The organism is Lactonifactor longoviformis (genome assembly GCF_042848515.1).
Taxonomy (GTDB): domain Bacteria; phylum Bacillota; class Clostridia; order Lachnospirales; family Lachnospiraceae; genus Lactonifactor; species Lactonifactor longoviformis.
Window position 1 is genome coordinate 1874751 of record NZ_AP031453.1, and the last position, 17354, is coordinate 1892104.

Sequence of the window (17354 nt, forward strand, 5' to 3'; positions counted from 1 at the left end):
TAGAAAAACGGGGCATGTGGGGATGCCCCGTTTTGAGTAGAAAGTAGGATGGGCTTGCCCGAAGCGGAGAGTGAAAATGATAGACGAAGTTTTTTTACCGAAAAAAAATGAGTATATGGAAATCGGCATGCTGACCTGGGACCGGATAGAGGAAGCTATGAGACTTCGGGAGTTTGTTTGGGAACAGCTGGAGAATAAGGCATTATTTGCACAGGCGGAACGGAAGGATTTTATAAAAGCCATAGAGGATGGGTTTGGTCTTGTAGCCCTGATTCGCGGAAGGGTTATCGGATGCCTTTTGTGTACCCTCAGGGATGTAGAATATGGGGTGGATCGGAGGTACACAGGCAAGATGCTGGAGGAATGTGCGGATTATGTGGATACGTATATCCATCCGGAGTACAGAGGAAATGGGATTCAGAACATTCTGGAAGAAATTATGTGCGGGATATGCAGACAGAACGGCAAAAGGACTATTTTAGGAACTGTTTCGCCGGACAATAAGCACAGTTACGAGAATTTTTTAAAGGCGGGCTACCGCCAGGTGGATCGGATGATAAAGTACGAGGGCCTAGACCGTATCTTTATGGAAAAACATTTAGAACAGGAGGAAAGATAATGGAAGATGGAAGAGAACGAATTCAGCAGCAGATAGAGATCTATTTTGAGAAATGCAAAGCTCTGGCAGACTACCTGACCACGCATCCGGAGATTAGCGGGGAGGAAGTGAACTCCTGTGCCTACATTGTAGAATTCCTCAAATCACAGGGATATGAGGTAACAACACCTTATGCCGGTATGCCCAATTCCTTTCTGGCAGTACATAAGGATCGGCTGAACTATGAGGGAAAGAAAGCTGTGCTTATGTGTGAATACGACGCGCTTCCGGAGGTTGGGCATGCATGCGGCCATTCTCTGAGCTGTGCCTCCAGCGTTCTGGCGGGACTGGCTGTGAATGAGGCGTACAAAGATCTGCCTATCCGTGTGGACCTTATGGGAACACCGGGGGAAGAATTTGTGGGCGGCAAGATTATAATCACGGATAACGGCGGATTTGACGGCTATGAATTTGCAGCCATGGCCCATATGAATAATGAGAATCAGGCATTTTTCAAAGTTTTGGCGTCCAATGACCGCTATATTACTTTCCATGGAAAGGCCAGTCATGCCTCTGCATCACCGGTAGAAGGCAGAAACGCTCTGAATGCGGCAAGGATCTATATGGATGCCATGGATATGTGGAGACAGCACATCACTCCGGATTGTCAGCTCCATGGAATTGTAGAGTATGGGGGAGATGCCCCCAATGTAGTGCCGGAAAAGGTTACTCTGGATTATTATTTCCGTTCTGCGACTCTGGACGGCCTGCACGATCTGAATGCCAAGGCTGAACGGTGCGTGGAGGGGGCCTGTATGTGTACGGAAACTACCTTTGAGATCCAGCAGCGCTATCCGGACTATGGTGAGATGTTCTGCAATGAATTCAAAGCACATTTTCTCCAGGAGTTATTTGCCCTGACAGGCAGAGACAGCATCATACCGGATAAGCCGGCAGGTTCCTCTGACGCGGGCAACGTTGACGTAAAGATTCCTGTATTCCATCCAATGGTGGATATTACCAACGGCCATAAGGAAATTGTACTTCATGACAAGAAGTTTGCAGAGCTTCTTCAGACGCCCCAGGCGTATCAGGGAATGAAGGATTCTGCTCTGATTCTGAGTATGCTGATGTACCGAATGGCAACAGAACAGGAGTTGTTTGATCAGATTAAGAAAGACCACCGGGAATACAGACATCTCTAAAAAAGAGCCTGTTCAGCTGACTGATTAGCCGGCTGAACAGGCTTGTTCTTTTAATCCTGAAGCTTGTACCATACTTCCACAGTTTTATTCACTACCTCATCAATCCGGCTGCTGTCTCTGCTTTCTATTACCCGGTACACCTCCATATGGGTATTATACACATACTCTCCGTTCTGGTGTTTATGGGTATTAGTGATAGAGGCCTGCATAAAGTCCATGACAAATGCATAGATCCTGGCGGCAATCTGATTGTGACAGGCCAGACCCAAAAGCCGGTGAAACTCCAGATCGTTCTGTGTGATTCTGGATTGGGGAGCCTTGCTCTCAATGAGCACTCTCAGATCTTCCAGATTATCTGCAATTTCCTTTCTTTCCAGGGCATTATCGTCGTAATGATCCAGAATCAGTTCCAGTATATCTGTTTCAAATACCTTTCGGAATTCATAAAGATTAGAAATGTCAGGATTTGATACAAAAAAGCTGAACAGCAGCGAATCCATCAATCCATTTCCAGGTGTTTCACATACATAAGTGCCATTGCCCACTCTGATATCTACCAGTCCAAATGCTGACAGAATCTTCATGGCTTCTCTTACAGAACCGCGGCTTACTCCTAACCCCTCAGAAATCTCCAGCTCATTAGGGAGCTTATCTCCTGGTTTCAGACGCCGTTCCATCAATAGCTGCTTGATGCTGTTAACCACAACATCTACGGCAGACTCCCTTTTACTAGCCTCAAACAAATTACTCATAGCTTCATCCCACTCCGATTTTAATCAATAATACTAATTTTACCAAAAAAACCATTATACGTCAAACAAATAGGCACAAAATAAGGACAGGTTGTTATTTTCCTGTCCTTGTTTTGTGCTTATTCTCTCCAGGGGTTCATTGCCGAGGACGGCTGCAGGATAGACCAGGTATCTACAGAGTTCGTAATCGCCTCATCAATCCTTGCGGCATCTCTTAGTTCTATCAATTCAACAATATCACGGTGTATTTTATATACGATTTCCCCGTTTTGCCCTTTATGGGTTGCCGCGATGGAAGGTTCCATAAAATCAATAATAAAATTATAAACCCGTTCTGCCAGCAGATTCCTGGAGGCCTGTCCCAAAAGTCTATGAAATTCTAAATCGTTCTCGGAAAGTTTTTTGTCAGAAGACCCTTTCGCTATCATCCCCTCTAGTTCATCCAGATTGTCGCGGAGTGCTTTTCTCTCTTTGCCATTCTCATCGTAGTGTTCCAGAATCATGGAAAGAATATCATTTTCGAAAATATGACGGAACTCATATAAATTTTCGATATCCGGATTCGATACAAAAAAACTAAATAGAAGAGAATCCATAATCGTATTTCCCGGTGTTTCGCAGACATAGGTTCCGTTCCCCACCCGTATATCCACGAGACCAAAGGCGGAAAGGATCTTCATAGCCTCTCTGACAGAACCCCGGCTGACACTTAAGTCTTCCGATATCTCCAGTTCACTGGGAAGCTTATCCCCCGGCTTTAAGGTCCTCTCCATGAGAAGCTGCTTAATGCTGTTTACTACAAGGTCTACCGCGGATTCACGCTTGCTTGCTTCGAATAAATTGCTCATTTTTTCACCTCCCGTCCTCCATCCCAATACATATAGATAGTTAGTCCCACAACCATTAGATATTCGTAAGCAGCGCTTAAATATTTTAATAGTTGATAATATTTTAACATGAATATTCATCATACGTCAAATATTAGATATAAGATATTATGCATAATATTACTTGTATATCTTTATGCAAATTTGACAAAGTGCATATAAATCTTGAAAAATTATGGCAAAACCGTTGACAAATCAGGCGATAAATGATATACATAAAACATCAGATGTTTAACGGATAACAAATGAATTGAGAAAAAGGAGATTGGATATGAAAAACAAGATTTTAGCAGCACTTTTAACAGTGGCATTAGTAGGAACTATGACTGCCTGCGGAAACAAGAGCGAGGGAGGAAGCACAGATTCTTCTAATACGCAGTCTTCCAGCAGTACTGCAAGTACAGATACTGAGGGCGGCGAAGATACTATGCTGGGAGCCGACAGTGCAACCGTGCGATTAAAAGTGGGTACAACCACAGCTCCTGAAGGTCACTACGTAAAAGGTCTGCAGGAAATGCAGAAATTACTGGAAGAATACAGCGACGGCGAGATGACACTGGATATCTATCCCAACTCTCAGCTGGGCAATGAAAGAGATATGATGGAAAACGTAGGGATGGGAGTACAGGAAATGTGCCTGATTTCTACCGGTCCGATACCAAACTTTGTATCTGACTTCGCAGTTCTTGACCTTCCTTACTTATTCGAAAATGAAGAACAGGCTTATAAGGTACTGGACGGAGAAGTTGGAACCTCTCTTCTGGGTCAGTTGGACAGCCAGGGAATCAAAGGAGTTGGTTTCTGGGAAAACGGATTCCGTGAAGTAACAAACGACAAAAAGGAAATCGTGACGCCGGATGATTTAAAAGGTATGAAGATTCGTACCATGGAAAACAACGTACATATGGCTACTTACCAGGCATTGGGCGCTACTGCAACGCCTATGGCATGGAGTGAAATCTTCACAGCCCTTCAGCAGGGAACCGTAGACGGACAGGAAAACCCAATTGCGATTATTGAGTCTGCCAAGGTGTATGAAGTACAGAAATATGTATCCATGATTGACTTATTCTATTCTCCCTGCGTACTGATGATTTCACAGAGCACGTATGATGGCTTCACAGACGCACAGAAAGAAGCCTTTGACAAAGCAGCAGAAGAAGCAAAGGATTATCAGAGAGAGTACAGCAGCAGCTATAATAAAGAAGCAATTCAGACAATGAAGGATGCCGGCGTAACAGTTACAGAGGTTGACAAAGCTGTATGGCAGGAAGCTGCAAATGCTGTATACGATCAGTTAGACAGCTTAAATCTGAACAAAGAACTGGTTGAAAAGATTCAGTCATCTAAGTAGAAGAGGTGGACACTTTGAAAAAACTATTTAACGGACTAAGGAGAGCGGAAGAAGTTCTTTTGGTAATATTAATGATTATCATGTGTGTGATTATCTTCGTTGCCACTGTTGCCCGTTTTACAGGATTATTCGTAATCCCCTGGGCGGAAGAGCTTGCCAGATACTGCATGATATGGATTATCTTCCTGGGCATCGGTGTTGCCGCTTGTAATGGAGAACATTTTTGTGTGGAGGCTTTGGAACTGTTTTGTTCCAAAGCGGTCCTGAAAGTGATATATGTACTGGATGCTGTATTGGTTTTAGGGTTTAGCTTATTTGCTTCCTATTATGGAATCACAATCCTGCAGAAGCAGATTGCCAGCGGACAGATAACACCCAGCCTGCGGTGGCCCATGTGGATTATGTATCTGTCTATCCCTCTGGGATTGATATTGATGGCCCTCTGCTATGCATGGCATACCTATGAAAGAGTTACAGCAAAAGAGACAGTAGAAGAAATCCAGCAGAAGGAGGATAAGGAACAATGATTATAGGAATGTTATTTGGAGTCTTATTCGTCATGCTGTTCCTGGGAGTCCCCATTGCCATCTGCCTTGGAATTGCAGTATGTGTGGCTATTGTAGCCAGCGGCAATATGAATCTGCTTCCCGCAGTTGCCCAGAGAATGTTTACTCAGGCTGATAACTTCACCCTGATGGCAGTTCCTTTCTTTATCCTGGCCGGCAACATTATGGAAAAAGGCGGAATCTCCAAACGACTGATTGACTTTATAGAAATATTAATGAGAAGAATTCCAGGACGACTGTCCTGTATTACCGTAGTGGCATCCGCATTCTTCGGAGCTATCTCCGGTTCCAACCCGGCAACGGTTGCTGCTATCGGCGGCATCACCGTTCCCAGAATGAAACAAAAAGGGTATCCGGACGATATCGCTGCAGCTGTTGCAGCTTCCGGCGGCACCCTGGGGGTTGTAATTCCCCCAAGTATCCCTATGGTTACTTATGCAGTTACGGCTTCCGTATCTGTAGGAACCATGTTTATGGCAGGTGTTATCCCCGGATTATTGCTGGCAGTAGTTCTGATTGCTACCAACATTGTAATCTGTAAAAAATATGATGCAGCAGAGACTGGTAAAGTTACACTGAGAGCTTTCGCCCACTCCTTTAAGGAAGCTATCCTTGCAATTTTTATGCCGGTAATAATCCTGGGTGGTATTTACGGCGGGTTATTCACCCCTACAGAATCTGCCGCAGTTGCCTGTGTGTATGCATTTATCATCAGTGTGTTTGTTTACAAAGAACTGAAAATGAAGGACATCTACGAAATATTTCGCAAATCCACAGTAAGCTCTGCAGTGGTATTGTTTGTGGTCAGTATGTCAGCTCCATTTGCCTGGTTTATGACAAATCAGAACATTCCTACATTTATCGCGTCCAGCGTGCTGGGGCTGTTCACCAATAAAGTGGCACTGCTGCTGATGATTAACGTAATTCTGTTATTCCTGGGATGTTTCCTGGAAACGCAGTCAATTATCCTTCTGGTAACCCCAATCCTGTTGCCAATCGCGACATCCCTGGGATTATCACCTATCGCATTAGGTATCATCATTATTATCAATACATCCATCGGCATGATAACGCCGCCTATGGCAGTAAACCTGTTTGTTGCTTCTGGAATTGCCAACACCAGTATTGGTAAGATTAGCAAACGGATTATTCCATACCTCTGTGTCGAGATTGCAACTTTGCTGGTTATGACTTTTATTCCGGCAATTATCACCTGGCTTCCGGGTGTGATGGGGGTTTGATAGTAACTTACAACTTATAAAAACATATTTTAAGGAGGTTTTAGCATGAATACCGCAGAACTGAAACAAATGGCAAATCATCTGAGAATGACAGCTGTGGACATGGTTTATAAAGGAAAGGACGGACATCCGGGACCAGCGCTGTCTATTGCAGACATCGTGGCAACTCTGTTCTTTGATGAGATGAGAATCGATCCCGCTAACCCGGACTGGGAAGACAGAGACCGTTTTATCTTATCCAAAGGACACGCCTGCCCTATCTACTATGCGGCCCTGTCTGAAAAAGGATACTTTGGAGACAAGATCGAAGATTTTAAGCTGAGAGCCCTGGGCAGCAAGTTCCAGGGACACCCGGTTATGAATAAAACCAAAGGGGTGGATATGACGTCCGGTTCCTTAGGAAATGGTATTTCCATTGCCGGGGGAATGGCCCTGGCCGGCAAATACAGAAAGAAAGACTACAATGTATTCGTCATCGCCGGAGATGGGGAGCTTCAGGAGGGCGTGTGCTGGGAGGGCATTAACTCCGCGGCAGGCCATAAGCTGGATAACCTCATTGTATTCGTAGACAAAAACGGCTGGCAGAGCGGGGGCTCCGTGGAGGAGACCATCGGTGCCAACAACATCAAAGAGCGTTTTGAGGCCTTCCAGTGGGATGCCCAGGAAATCGACGGCCATGATATTGACGCCATTAAGGCAGCCATCGCTAAAGCAAAGGCAGCCAAGGGAAAACCAAGCGTTATCGTGTGCGACTGTGTGAAAGGAAAAGGACTTTCTTTCATGGAAAATGACAATGCATGGCACAAAGGAGTGCCCACAGACGAACAGTACCAGCAGGCAGTGAAAGAATTAGGAGGTGCGAAATAATGGCAGAATTCAAGGGAACGAGAGAAGCCTTTGCTGCGGCACTCATCGATTTAGCAGCAAAAGATGACAAAATTATGTTTGTTTCACCTGACTCATTAAAAGCAATGCGTGCAACCAAATTCGCAGAGTTATATCCGGATCAGTACGTGGAGGTGGGAATCTCCGAGCAAAATGCAGTGGATACCGCCGCAGGGCTGGCAGCTGCAGGACTGACCCCCTTTGTGGGCACCTATGCAGGGTTTATGACCATGCGTGCCTGCGAGCAGATGCGTACCTTTGTAGCTTACCCGAACCTGAATGTAAAGTTTGTGGGAATCAACTCCGGCCTTTTGGGCGGGGAGAGGGAAGGGGTTACCCATCAGTTCTATGAAGACCTGGGCATCCTTTCCAACATACCAAACTACACCATTTTAACCCCGGCAGACGGTCCCCAGACCTACAAAGCTGTACAGATGGCGGCAGAGATTGACGGTCCGGTGTATGTAAGAGCAGGAAGCGGGAGAGAAGCAGATGTCTATGAGAAAGAAGCCTCTTTCTCACCGGACGGCATCACCATCTTAAGAGAGTACGGGGATGACACTCTGCTCTTATCCAGCGGATTTGTCCTGAACCGTGTACTGGCAGCCGCAGACCTGTTAAAAGAGCAGGGCGTGAACGTGACTGTAGGAGATATCAACATTTTATACGGAAAGAATCCAGAGAAGATCATCGAGGCTATTAAGAAGGCTAAGAAGATTGTGACTGTGGAGGACCACAATGTAAACGGAGGCATGGGAGCATACATAAGCAAGCTGGCAGTTGAGAACGCCCCGAAATTCGTAAAGCGCATGGGACTTACCACCTTCGGAGAGTCCGGTCCTGCCAAAGAACTGGCAGATTACTACGGATTTTCACCGGAGAATATCGCAAAGACTGTAAAAGAAAATTTATAATTCACAATCAGTAATACAATGACCTATAAGCGGCATACCGGTTCTCAAAACCGGTGTGCCAGAACAAAAGGAAAAGAGGAAGAGATCATGAGCAAAATCGTAGTAAGTGTAATCGGTGCCGGGGGAAAAATGGGAACCAGAACCAGCAACAACCTGGCAAAAAAGCCGGAGGATTTCGAACTGCTTCTGGTAGAAGCAACCGAGGCAGGAATCCAGAGTATTAAAGACAGGGGCTTTGAGCCTACTCCGGTAGAAGAGGCGCTGTCTAAAGCAGATGTAGTGGTGTTCGCAGTGCCGGATACTCTAATCGGAAAACTTTCCGCTATCTATGTACCCCAGTTAAAACCGGGAACCGGATTCATCATCTTGGACCCTGCAGCAGCAGTGGCAAGAGAGCTGACCTTAAGAGAGGACTGCACCTTTGGAGTAGCTCATCCCTGCCATCCCTCCTATTTCCTGGATCAGGATACCTTTGAAGCACGCCAGGACCGTTTCGGCGGCATGGGCGGAAAACAGGATATCGTAATGTCCAAGATTCAGGGAGACGATGACCGTTTTGCACAGTGCGTGGAAGTGGCAAAACAGATGTATGCGCCGGTAGAGCATGCATATGTGATGTCCTCTGAGCAGATTGCATTCTTAGAGCCTACCCTGGTAGAGCTTCTGGGAGCTACCTGCTTATATGCCATGGCAGAGACCGTGGAAGAAGCAGTAAAGAGAGGCATTCCGAAAGAAGCAGCAGTCTCCTTCCTGACCGGCCATATCTATAATCTGTCAGCTAACTTCCTGGGCTATATCCCCGGAAACCCACCGGTATCCGATGCGTGCAAAGTGGCCATCGGACTTGGAAACCGTCTGGTTATGAGAGAAAACTGGAAAGACATCTGGAAAGATGAGGTCCTGGACAAAGTAATCGCAACCATGCTGCATCCGGAAAATCCACAGATCTAATCCTGAAACCCGGTCCCGGCGCACACCTCCGGGAAGGTACGCCGGGGCATATGAAAAGTAAAACCATTTTGCCAAAAATAAAGAATTTTATCTTAATGTGGAAAGACTGCCATACTCAACTAATTCATGTATAGACAAAGCAAAGAAAAAGTTGACGAGGCGCTACGCGGGTGTTATATTTACATCATAACATACCATGTTACGACGTAAGGGTAAAGAGAGTAAGAGAAAGGATAAGATAAGTATGAAAATCGTTGTTTTAGACGGCTATACAGAGAATCCGGGAGATTTATCCTGGGGAGATATGGAAGCACTTGGGGAACTTACGGTTTATGACCGCACATCTCTGACAGATATGCAGGAAGTAATTGACAGGATTGGTGATGCAGAAGCGGTCATTACCAATAAGACTCCTCTTCCCAAAGAAGTATTCGACGCATGCCCGAATATAAAATATGTGGGTGTTCTGGCTACAGGATACAACGTAGTTGACGTTGACACTGCAAAAGCCAAAGGCATTCCGGTATGCAATATTCCTACCTATGGAACCGCAGCAGTAGGTCAGTTTGCCATTGCCCTGCTTCTGGAGATCTGCCATCACATCGGCCATCACGACAAGGCAGTCCATGAGGGACGCTGGGAGAGTAACCCGGACTGGTGCTTCTGGGACTATCCCCTTATTGAGCTGGCGGACAAAACTATGGGAATTATTGGTTTTGGAAGAATCGGCCAGGCAACCGGCCGTATTGCAAAAGCTCTGGGTATGAAAGTAATTGCCAACGACGAATATCCAAACGACAGCGGCAAGGAAATTGCAGAATATGTAAGCAGAGAAGAATTATTCGCCCAGGCTGACGTTATAGCCCTGCACTGCCCGCTGTTCCCATCTACACAGGGAATCATTAACAAAGAAAACATTGCCAAGATGAAAGACGGTGTTATCATTCTCAATAACTCCAGAGGTCCTCTTATCGTGGAGGAAGACTTAAGGGATGCGTTAAACAGCGGAAAAGTAGCGGCAGCGGGCCTGGATGTAGTATCCACAGAGCCCATTAAGGGAGATAACCCCCTTCTGCAGGCAAAGAACTGCATCATCACACCGCACATCTCCTGGGCTCCAAAGGAATCCAGACAGAGACTGATGGACATTGCTGTAGAAGACTTAAAAGCCTTCGTTGCCGGCAATCCAATCAATGTAGTGAATAAATAAAAGAAATACCCAATTAAGCCAAAAACAAAACATCAACCTAAAAAATAAGATTTATTCCCCCTAAAACCCCCAGGTACTGCCATACCCGGGGGTTTTTTCTGACATTTGCCGGAGCAGCAAAAAAGGACTGCCCTTACATAATAAGAGCAGTCCTCAACTTCGCTTTATATTATAATTTTTCTACATTAGCTGCCTGCATTCCGCGAGCGCCTTCTGTTAAATCATAAGATACAGCCTGGCCTTCTTCTAAGGATTTGAATCCGTCGCCATTGATTGCAGAGAAATGTACGAAAACGTCAGCTCCGTCTTCTCCAGTAATAAATCCATAACCTTTTTCCGCATTGAACCACTTAACAGTTCCTTTGTTCATGATGTTACCTCCATAAATATAAATAAATAATAGATAAAAATACTGGAAAATAAAAAATCCACCAGCTATTACAGATCATATTGTGTATAAATATAATCTCTAATAACTAGTGAATTACTTTACATCCAATAAATCCTTTGACACCATTAAGTATAGTCTGAAAACTGGAAAAAGTCAAGGAAAAAAATAAGAGTTTTACAAAAAAAGATCAAAAAGAAAAGGAGGGGACGGACGATGAAAGTGACGCTGGGGCGGAGGGGAAGACAGGGGCCTTGGAGGGCAGGAGGGGGCTGGGGAAGACGCTCCAGTCGTTCACTGTCTCTAAGGAAAAAGCGGCATCCCCTGGGGAGCACCGTTCACACAGTCCAGGAATGCCTTAGATGCATTCCCGGCCAGTGGTTCACTTTTTTTCGGCCTGGACTGCCGAAAAAATCTCCTCCGGGGATGCCGCTTTTGCCTAAGAGACAGTAAAACTCCTTCCGAATCGTCTTCTCCAGCCCCCTCCTGCCCTCCAAGGCCCCTGTCTTCCCCTCCGCCCCAGCGTCACTTTCACCTGGTTATTAAAAAGTTAGAGTAGCTTAGTGTAGAAACCATAGTTAATCATTACAGACAGAGGATTGCTTCAATCAAGGTCTTTTGTCACAGAGCAAAAAGCGATAGTTAGGGGATAATAACAATCTGAGCGTTTATAGGGGTTCAACGCTTAATATTTTTGCTTTTTATATGCGGATATCTGGCCGAAATCGGGTTGATTTATAAATTCATTGATTTCTTTCAGCTTAAAACTCAATTTTTTGAAGAATAAAATCTGTTGCAGCTTCTGAAACGCTATATCATCATTATAGAGGATAACCAGCATCTATTTGTTGGTTGTGCCTTCCAAAAAAACAGGCTGTAAAATTTTACGTTCAATTTTACAACTCTTATTTTATATGTAAGTTTCCGGACTCTTTGGCCGATACATAGGAGACGGCATTTTATCCAGGGATACGAACCCCGGTTCCGCATTGATGACATCTGGAATCCGGTTCACCAGGGAGGAGCAGATGATATAAGGAGGCTCCAGGCCGGGGATGGTGACTTGAAGGTCAGGCTCCCCATGGAATTCCCACCCATGGAATTCGGGTTCATCAGGATCACAGATTTTGGAAATGAATTCACTGCACAGGAGGATGCCTTCTTTGGTTTCGATTTCCGTGATCTGGTTCCATCCCCTGACACGGCCGGAGGGAATATTGCGGTTTCCGCCGTCATAACGGGTATCGTGGTCGGCTAATACCGGTTCCAGCATATTAGTGATCTTTGTAGGGGTCATGCCGATTCTTGCGGCAAGTGCCTCTAAGGTTCTTCCGAGCCAGTCAGGATCCACATCTCCGCTTGCAGTTCTTGCACGGAACTCATCTTCTGTAAGACCGAAACCAATTCCTTTAGTGGCTTCTTCGCCGTATATATTCTGATTAGCCACGGCCCTTCCAATGATTTTGTCGATTTTATGGCAGCAGGCGCTCATGGTGCAGCCAAGATTCAGCCATACAACATCCTGGATTCCCACGGAAGTCAAAGTAACGCTGTTGTCCTTGGCGATTTTATCCATATGGGCGCTTTCTGTCGGGTTGGATCTCCAGGGGTAAAAGGTCTCTTCCGCAAGAGAGATTACGTTAAAACCATAGCTTAGGCACTCTTCAAAAATTGGCTGCATATCTTTGATAAGACTTTTGGCACAGATAGCAACAATGTCTGCCTTTGTGACAGAAAGGATTTCCTCTGGGCGGTCGCTGACGGTGATGCCCAGTTTGCGCCCAAGTTCCAGAACATCGCCCAGATCCTCTCCTATGTGGGAGAATTTATCAATGGCGGCAACCAGTTCATAACCCTTTTCCAGCATTAAACGGGCAGTCATCCGTCCCATGGCCCCAACACCATATACAATTACTTTTATCTTTTCTGATCTAGACATTTTCCAAAGCTCCCTTCATATTCATTACACCGATACGTTCTCCGTCCGGCCCCCGGTATTCATAAATAGTACAAGATGGATCAGGCGAATAGGGTCCTTTCAAAAGAGGGTAGCTGCCCTCTTTTAGGAGCTGAATGGTCTTCTCAAGATCATCTACAGTAAATCCGAATAATTTTCCGGACTGAGCGGTTGGCATATTGGGCATGCCCGAAACTAACTCTATCATAGGCTGCCCGAACATGGGCTGTGCCCCCGGTGTTACCATAAAGGCTGTCTCCACTCCATCTTCTTCTACATATCTGCGTTCGCATTCCAGACCAATAATGTCTCTGTAAAAGGAAACGGATTTCTCCATATCACTTACATACAGTACCACATAAGAAAACTTCATTTTGTAGGTCTCCCTTCTCTTAAATGTTTTATATTGTTATATTGTTTGTATTGACAAAACTAGTGTAATACATTACAATACAAATGTCAAGATATTACAATACAAAAGGAGGGTACAATATGAAAATCCAAATTGCTATGGATTTTGGAACCATCGAGGAATGTAAGGCAATATTAAAGGATGTAGCAGAGTATGTAGACATTGTGGAGATAGGAGCGATTGTAACAGAATATGGTTTTCGTGCATTGGATGAGATAAAAGCGGCATTTCCGAAGCCGGAATATCTTGTGGATCTGAAAATAGCGGACGGCGGTGGATATTTTGTAGAAATGGCACATAGATACGGAGCCGATTATGTAACCGTATTGGGTGTTGTGGATGATGCCACAGTCCGGAATGCACTGGAGACCGGAGACAAACTGGGAATCCAGATCGTGGCGGATATGCTTGGGGTCCCTAACTTTATGGAGCGGACCAAACAGTTAGACGCTATGGGAATGCATTATTTGAGCGTACATACACCTGCTGATCTTCAGATGTTAAATCATACTCCCTTTGAACATTTAAAAATTGCCAGGCAGCTGGTGAAGAAATCAAAGCTTTCTGTGGCCGGAGGCCTGGGGCCTGAAAATGTACAGGAGGTTCTCCCTTATAAACCGGAGATCATCATCTCGGGCTCGGCGCTGACTATGGCGGAAGACAGAGCAGATAACGCAAAGAAACTTAGAGAAATAGTGGATAACTGTAAATAAGACCCTTCCAAACGACAAGTTCGTTTAGGGTGTATGAGACTGAAAGGAAATTTATAAATGGATACGAAACTTTATAGAAAAGAAACTGCAAGAGGGATTCAAGTTGCTCTTGACAGCGTCAGCGAAGAATGTATTGAACAGATCATAAGAGAAATCGAGAATGCACCGAGAGTATTTTTTACAGGGGCGGGAAGATCCTTCCTGATGGTGCAGGCGGTGGCAATGGCATTTATGCAGATCGGCATTACATCTTATGTGACCGGAGGTGTCACAACACCGGCCATTGAACCCGGGGATCTGCTGATTGCAGCATCCTGTTCAGGAGAGACGCAGTCAGTGGCATTGTTTGTGGAACAGGCAAGAAAATGCGGTGTGAAGGTAGCCCTTCTTACGGCAAACGAAGAATCAAGAATGGGGAAAATGGCGGACATAGTCATCAAAATGGCTGCTGATTCAGAACCTGGCAGCGTCCAGGAAAACTGGGTGACGGATAACCGATTTGAGCATGCTATTGTTCCCTTGGGAGACTGTCTGATGGAATATCTGGCAAGGGATAGGGGGGCTTCCGGCAGTACAATCTCAGAGAATCATGCAAATATAGAGTAGCTTGGCGGAGCGTCTGCCGGGAGCGCAGGGTCAGGTCATCATGACCAGCTTGTAGATGTCTGAACGGATGATTTCTTTGGAAACCTGCACCGGGCGGTGGTTCTGATCAGACAATTCATTATAGACATAGAGAAGAGGAGAATCATTTTCAATATTGAACAGGGCTACTTCTTCTTCCGTGGCAAAGCAGATGCTGATGGTACTGGTACCGTGGCAGGGGGTTATATTGTGTTTCAGCAAAGCTTCGTTAATGGAATTTCCCAATCCTTCACCGGCTAAAAAGTCAAAGGATTTCGGAAAATAAAGAGTCTCTAAATGGACGGGGATATCATCGGCCAGCCGGAGACGCTTAATGATGATGGCTTCTTCATGCTCCTTCAGTTTGAGAAAGTTAGCAATCTTTTTAGGCGGGACTTCCAAAGAATAAGAAAGAAGCTTTGTAGTTGCCACCCGTCCGGATCGTTCCACTGCCTCTTTGAAGGGCATTCGAGGGTAGCTTGTACGAATACTTTTATCAATACAGACAAAAGTGCCTTTGCCTGGTTTTCTCACAAGAAGCCCTTCGTCGGTAAGCTCTTCCAGAGCTTTGCGGACGGTAATGCGGCTGATGCCATAGCTTTCGCTTAATTCGATCTCCGTGGGGATTTTTTCATCCCGGGAATACTCACCGGATTCGATCTGGCTTCGGATAATATTCGACAATTGTCGGTATAACGGCGTAAGACTGGAGGAGTCGAGTTGTGAAATAACGCTATGATTCATAGTTGGTAGGTCCTTTCTATGTTTATAACAAAGTGTAATACAAATAGCTACTTTTATCATAAGCCATTTCTTGGAAAAGTTCAAGTGCGGATGCAAAGCAAAAAGGTATCATTAAAATTTAGATAATGCTGAAAGAAAAATAAAGACATATAGGACATTTCTAATGCTGTTTATACTGTAATGTATTAAATGTGAAGTAAAAGGTGATTGGAGGGAAAAATTATGATGTTTTCTTATTTTATGCTTTATGTCAAAGACATTGATGAGCATATTGAATTCTATAGAGATATTATGGGGCTGGAGATGGAAACTTATTACGAGGAAGAGGGCGGCATGAACGATGGTATGATCAAGGTTGCTTTCATGGTGGACAAAGGGAAACGGCCGATGATTGATGTGCCCATGATCGAATTAGTGGCAAACTCTCCGGATGATGCGCCGGTGCACTGCGGATATCAGATCGGGATACAGGTGGACTCTTCCCAGCGGGTGGATAAATTAATGAAAGAGCATGGTTACCCTTTGATCAACGGGCCGCTTTACCGGGAGGATGGACGGATCACTCTGATGGAGTATGTGGGCCCGGAGGGCACCAGAGTTGCAACTATGGAAGTAAAAGAGATATAGGCCGGCAAGGAGAAGGAAAAAATGGATGTTTGTATTATCGGATGCGGAAACCAGGGAGGCTGCTTTGGGGCATTGCTGGCCATGGAAGAGGAGGTCGGACGTGTGGTGCTTGCGGATATGGAGCTGGAGCAGGCCCGGCATGTTAAGCAATTAATTCATGAAATCGGAGGAAAAGCATCGCAGACCATTGTAGAGACTGCTGGCGTGAACGCAATGGATCCTCAGGATGTAGCTAAAGTGGCAGAAAACTGTAACTTTATTTTTAATGGGATCCTGCCGTTTTGTAATCTTGCGGTAATGCAAGGTGCACTATTGGCAGGTGCCCATTATATGGATTTGTATGCATTGTCTTCGGACCTTGAAGGGACACGTTATGAAGAAACCGTGGAGGCCCAGATGGAGCTTGATCAGAAATTCAAAGATGCAGGTCTTACGGCATTTTTAAGTCAGGGGGTCTCACCGGGATGGGTGAATCTGGCGTCCAAATATATCACAGACCAGATGGACGAAGTGGATGAGATAGGGGTGCGGAGTATTACATGGCTGGAAGCAACAGATATTGTTGCCATGGGGCCGCCGGTATTGTCCATAGAAATGACCCTGCATCTGGAACCCCCAAGCTATTACAAAGACGGTGTGATTGTTCCTTTGGATGATGAGCTGGCCTTTGCCGAGGAATTTCAATTTCCGAAACCGGCGGGGACTAAGAAAATATTTATGGAAAGCGTATCCTGCGTAGAGGCCTTGATTCGGAAATTTACGGATAAACCGGTGCACCGGATCTACCACCGGGGAGGTATTTTCTCCGGAACATCAGATATAAAAGACGTAATTTTTCAGGCTGTCAGAAAACAGGTGATCGAACATCCCCAAAGGGAGATGCTGAATCTCAAGGAGGCGCTTGCCTCATCGTTAAAGCCCATGGCCAATGTGGATTATAAAGCTATGGTGGAATCGGGAGAGCTGATCAATGGCGCTGATACTGCGGCAGTCATTGTCTATGGAAAGAAGAAAGGGCAGAAGGTCCGTCATGAAATGACTTTTAACAGTACGCTTCACGAGGCCATTAAGCATCTTTCGTGGGCCGGAAACGGGGCGTACAGTACCGTGGGAAGTCTTCCCATCATTCTGGCTGGCATGCTGATGCGGGGAGAATTTACCCGGACCGGTGTGATCGCACCAGGGCAGCTTGAGGAACCCGAAATGATTTTTAGAAAGCTGGAGGGAAGAGGGCATATTCTGGGAGAAAAAATTGAAAGGTACACCTGCATGGACGTGCAGTGACTTTATACAAAAGATTGGTGCGTCTGCCGCCTTGAGATGATA

19 protein-coding genes are annotated in these 17354 nt (G+C 45.4%); 13 read left to right on the forward strand and 6 right to left on the reverse strand.

Features of this window, described 5'->3' with window-relative positions; all coding sequences use genetic code 11:
- The first annotated feature begins 76 nt into the window (after positions 1 to 76).
- Positions 77 to 619, forward strand: a complete 543-nt coding sequence (locus tag ACGHCT_RS08540; RefSeq protein ID WP_154256290.1) for a GNAT family N-acetyltransferase — start codon at positions 77 to 79, stop codon at positions 617 to 619.
- Positions 619 to 1803, forward strand: a complete 1185-nt coding sequence (locus ACGHCT_RS08545) for a peptidase dimerization domain-containing protein (protein WP_072854219.1) — start codon at positions 619 to 621, stop codon at positions 1801 to 1803. The genes ACGHCT_RS08540 and ACGHCT_RS08545 overlap by 1 nt, the downstream gene beginning before the upstream one ends.
- 50 nt (positions 1804 to 1853) lie before the next feature.
- On the opposite strand, the gene ACGHCT_RS08550 is transcribed toward ACGHCT_RS08545, so the two are convergent.
- Both ACGHCT_RS08550 and ACGHCT_RS08555 read right to left on the reverse strand, forming a co-directional pair.
- Entirely contained in the window at positions 1854 to 2555 is a 702-nt protein-coding gene (locus tag ACGHCT_RS08550; protein WP_072854220.1) for a FadR/GntR family transcriptional regulator, read from the reverse strand.
- A gap of 119 nt (positions 2556 to 2674) precedes the next feature.
- Positions 2675 to 3403: a FadR/GntR family transcriptional regulator gene (locus ACGHCT_RS08555; protein WP_072854221.1), complete on the reverse strand. Its 729-nt coding sequence runs from the start codon at positions 3401 to 3403 to the stop codon at positions 2675 to 2677.
- Between the two features lie 310 nt (positions 3404 to 3713).
- Between ACGHCT_RS08555 and ACGHCT_RS08560 the strand changes: the two genes are divergently transcribed.
- The 7 genes from ACGHCT_RS08560 to ACGHCT_RS08590 all read left to right on the forward strand — a co-directional run bounded on the left by ACGHCT_RS08560 (position 3714) and on the right by ACGHCT_RS08590 (position 10563).
- A complete protein-coding gene (locus ACGHCT_RS08560; RefSeq protein WP_072854222.1) occupies positions 3714 to 4796 on the forward strand; it encodes a TRAP transporter substrate-binding protein in 1083 nt (360 codons plus the stop codon).
- Between the two features lie 14 nt (positions 4797 to 4810).
- Entirely contained in the window at positions 4811 to 5323 is a 513-nt protein-coding gene (locus tag ACGHCT_RS08565; RefSeq protein ID WP_139249507.1) for a TRAP transporter small permease, read from the forward strand.
- Entirely contained in the window at positions 5320 to 6603 is a 1284-nt protein-coding gene (locus ACGHCT_RS08570; protein WP_072854224.1) for a TRAP transporter large permease, read from the forward strand. Before ACGHCT_RS08565 ends, ACGHCT_RS08570 begins: the two co-directional genes overlap by 4 nt.
- A gap of 45 nt (positions 6604 to 6648) precedes the next feature.
- Positions 6649 to 7470, forward strand: coding sequence for a transketolase (locus ACGHCT_RS08575; RefSeq protein ID WP_072854225.1), 822 nt, complete (start codon positions 6649 to 6651; stop codon positions 7468 to 7470).
- Entirely contained in the window at positions 7470 to 8402 is a 933-nt protein-coding gene (locus ACGHCT_RS08580) for a transketolase family protein (protein ID WP_390439490.1), read from the forward strand. Before ACGHCT_RS08575 ends, ACGHCT_RS08580 begins: the two co-directional genes overlap by 1 nt.
- 87 nt (positions 8403 to 8489) lie before the next feature.
- The gene (locus tag ACGHCT_RS08585) at positions 8490 to 9353 is read left to right on the forward strand and encodes a phosphogluconate dehydrogenase C-terminal domain-containing protein (protein ID WP_072854264.1); all 864 of its coding nucleotides are present in this window, start codon (positions 8490 to 8492) and stop codon (positions 9351 to 9353) included.
- Between the two features lie 244 nt (positions 9354 to 9597).
- Entirely contained in the window at positions 9598 to 10563 is a 966-nt protein-coding gene (locus ACGHCT_RS08590) for a D-2-hydroxyacid dehydrogenase (RefSeq protein ID WP_072854227.1), read from the forward strand.
- A gap of 169 nt (positions 10564 to 10732) precedes the next feature.
- On the opposite strand, the gene ACGHCT_RS08595 is transcribed toward ACGHCT_RS08590, so the two are convergent.
- From ACGHCT_RS08595 to ACGHCT_RS08605, 3 genes are all read right to left on the reverse strand, one after another.
- Positions 10733 to 10933, reverse strand: coding sequence for a cold-shock protein (locus ACGHCT_RS08595; RefSeq protein WP_072854228.1), 201 nt, complete (start codon positions 10931 to 10933; stop codon positions 10733 to 10735).
- Between the two features lie 928 nt (positions 10934 to 11861).
- Positions 11862 to 12890, reverse strand: coding sequence for a hypothetical protein (locus ACGHCT_RS08600; RefSeq protein ID WP_390439494.1), 1029 nt, complete (start codon positions 12888 to 12890; stop codon positions 11862 to 11864).
- A complete protein-coding gene (locus tag ACGHCT_RS08605; protein ID WP_390439497.1) occupies positions 12883 to 13281 on the reverse strand; it encodes a VOC family protein in 399 nt (132 codons plus the stop codon). Before ACGHCT_RS08605 ends, ACGHCT_RS08600 begins: the two co-directional genes overlap by 8 nt.
- Before the next feature lie 119 nt (positions 13282 to 13400).
- Between ACGHCT_RS08605 and hxlA the strand changes: the two genes are divergently transcribed.
- Positions 13401 to 14033: a 3-hexulose-6-phosphate synthase gene (gene hxlA / locus ACGHCT_RS08610; protein WP_390439499.1), complete on the forward strand. Its 633-nt coding sequence runs from the start codon at positions 13401 to 13403 to the stop codon at positions 14031 to 14033.
- 57 nt (positions 14034 to 14090) lie between these two features.
- On the forward strand, positions 14091 to 14639 hold the full coding sequence (locus tag ACGHCT_RS08615) for an SIS domain-containing protein (RefSeq protein ID WP_390439502.1): 549 nt from the start codon (positions 14091 to 14093) through the stop codon (positions 14637 to 14639).
- Between the two features lie 30 nt (positions 14640 to 14669).
- On the opposite strand, the gene ACGHCT_RS08620 is transcribed toward ACGHCT_RS08615, so the two are convergent.
- Positions 14670 to 15401, reverse strand: coding sequence for a GntR family transcriptional regulator (locus ACGHCT_RS08620; RefSeq protein WP_390439504.1), 732 nt, complete (start codon positions 15399 to 15401; stop codon positions 14670 to 14672).
- A gap of 222 nt (positions 15402 to 15623) precedes the next feature.
- On the opposite strand from ACGHCT_RS08620, the gene ACGHCT_RS08625 reads away from it, so the two are divergent.
- Together ACGHCT_RS08625 and ACGHCT_RS08630 are read left to right on the forward strand one after the other, a co-directional pair.
- On the forward strand, positions 15624 to 16028 hold the full coding sequence (locus tag ACGHCT_RS08625) for a VOC family protein (RefSeq protein ID WP_390439506.1): 405 nt from the start codon (positions 15624 to 15626) through the stop codon (positions 16026 to 16028).
- 21 nt (positions 16029 to 16049) lie between these two features.
- The gene (locus ACGHCT_RS08630) at positions 16050 to 17312 is read left to right on the forward strand and encodes a saccharopine dehydrogenase family protein (protein ID WP_390439508.1); all 1263 of its coding nucleotides are present in this window, start codon (positions 16050 to 16052) and stop codon (positions 17310 to 17312) included.
- The last annotated feature ends 42 nt before the right edge of the window (positions 17313 to 17354 follow it).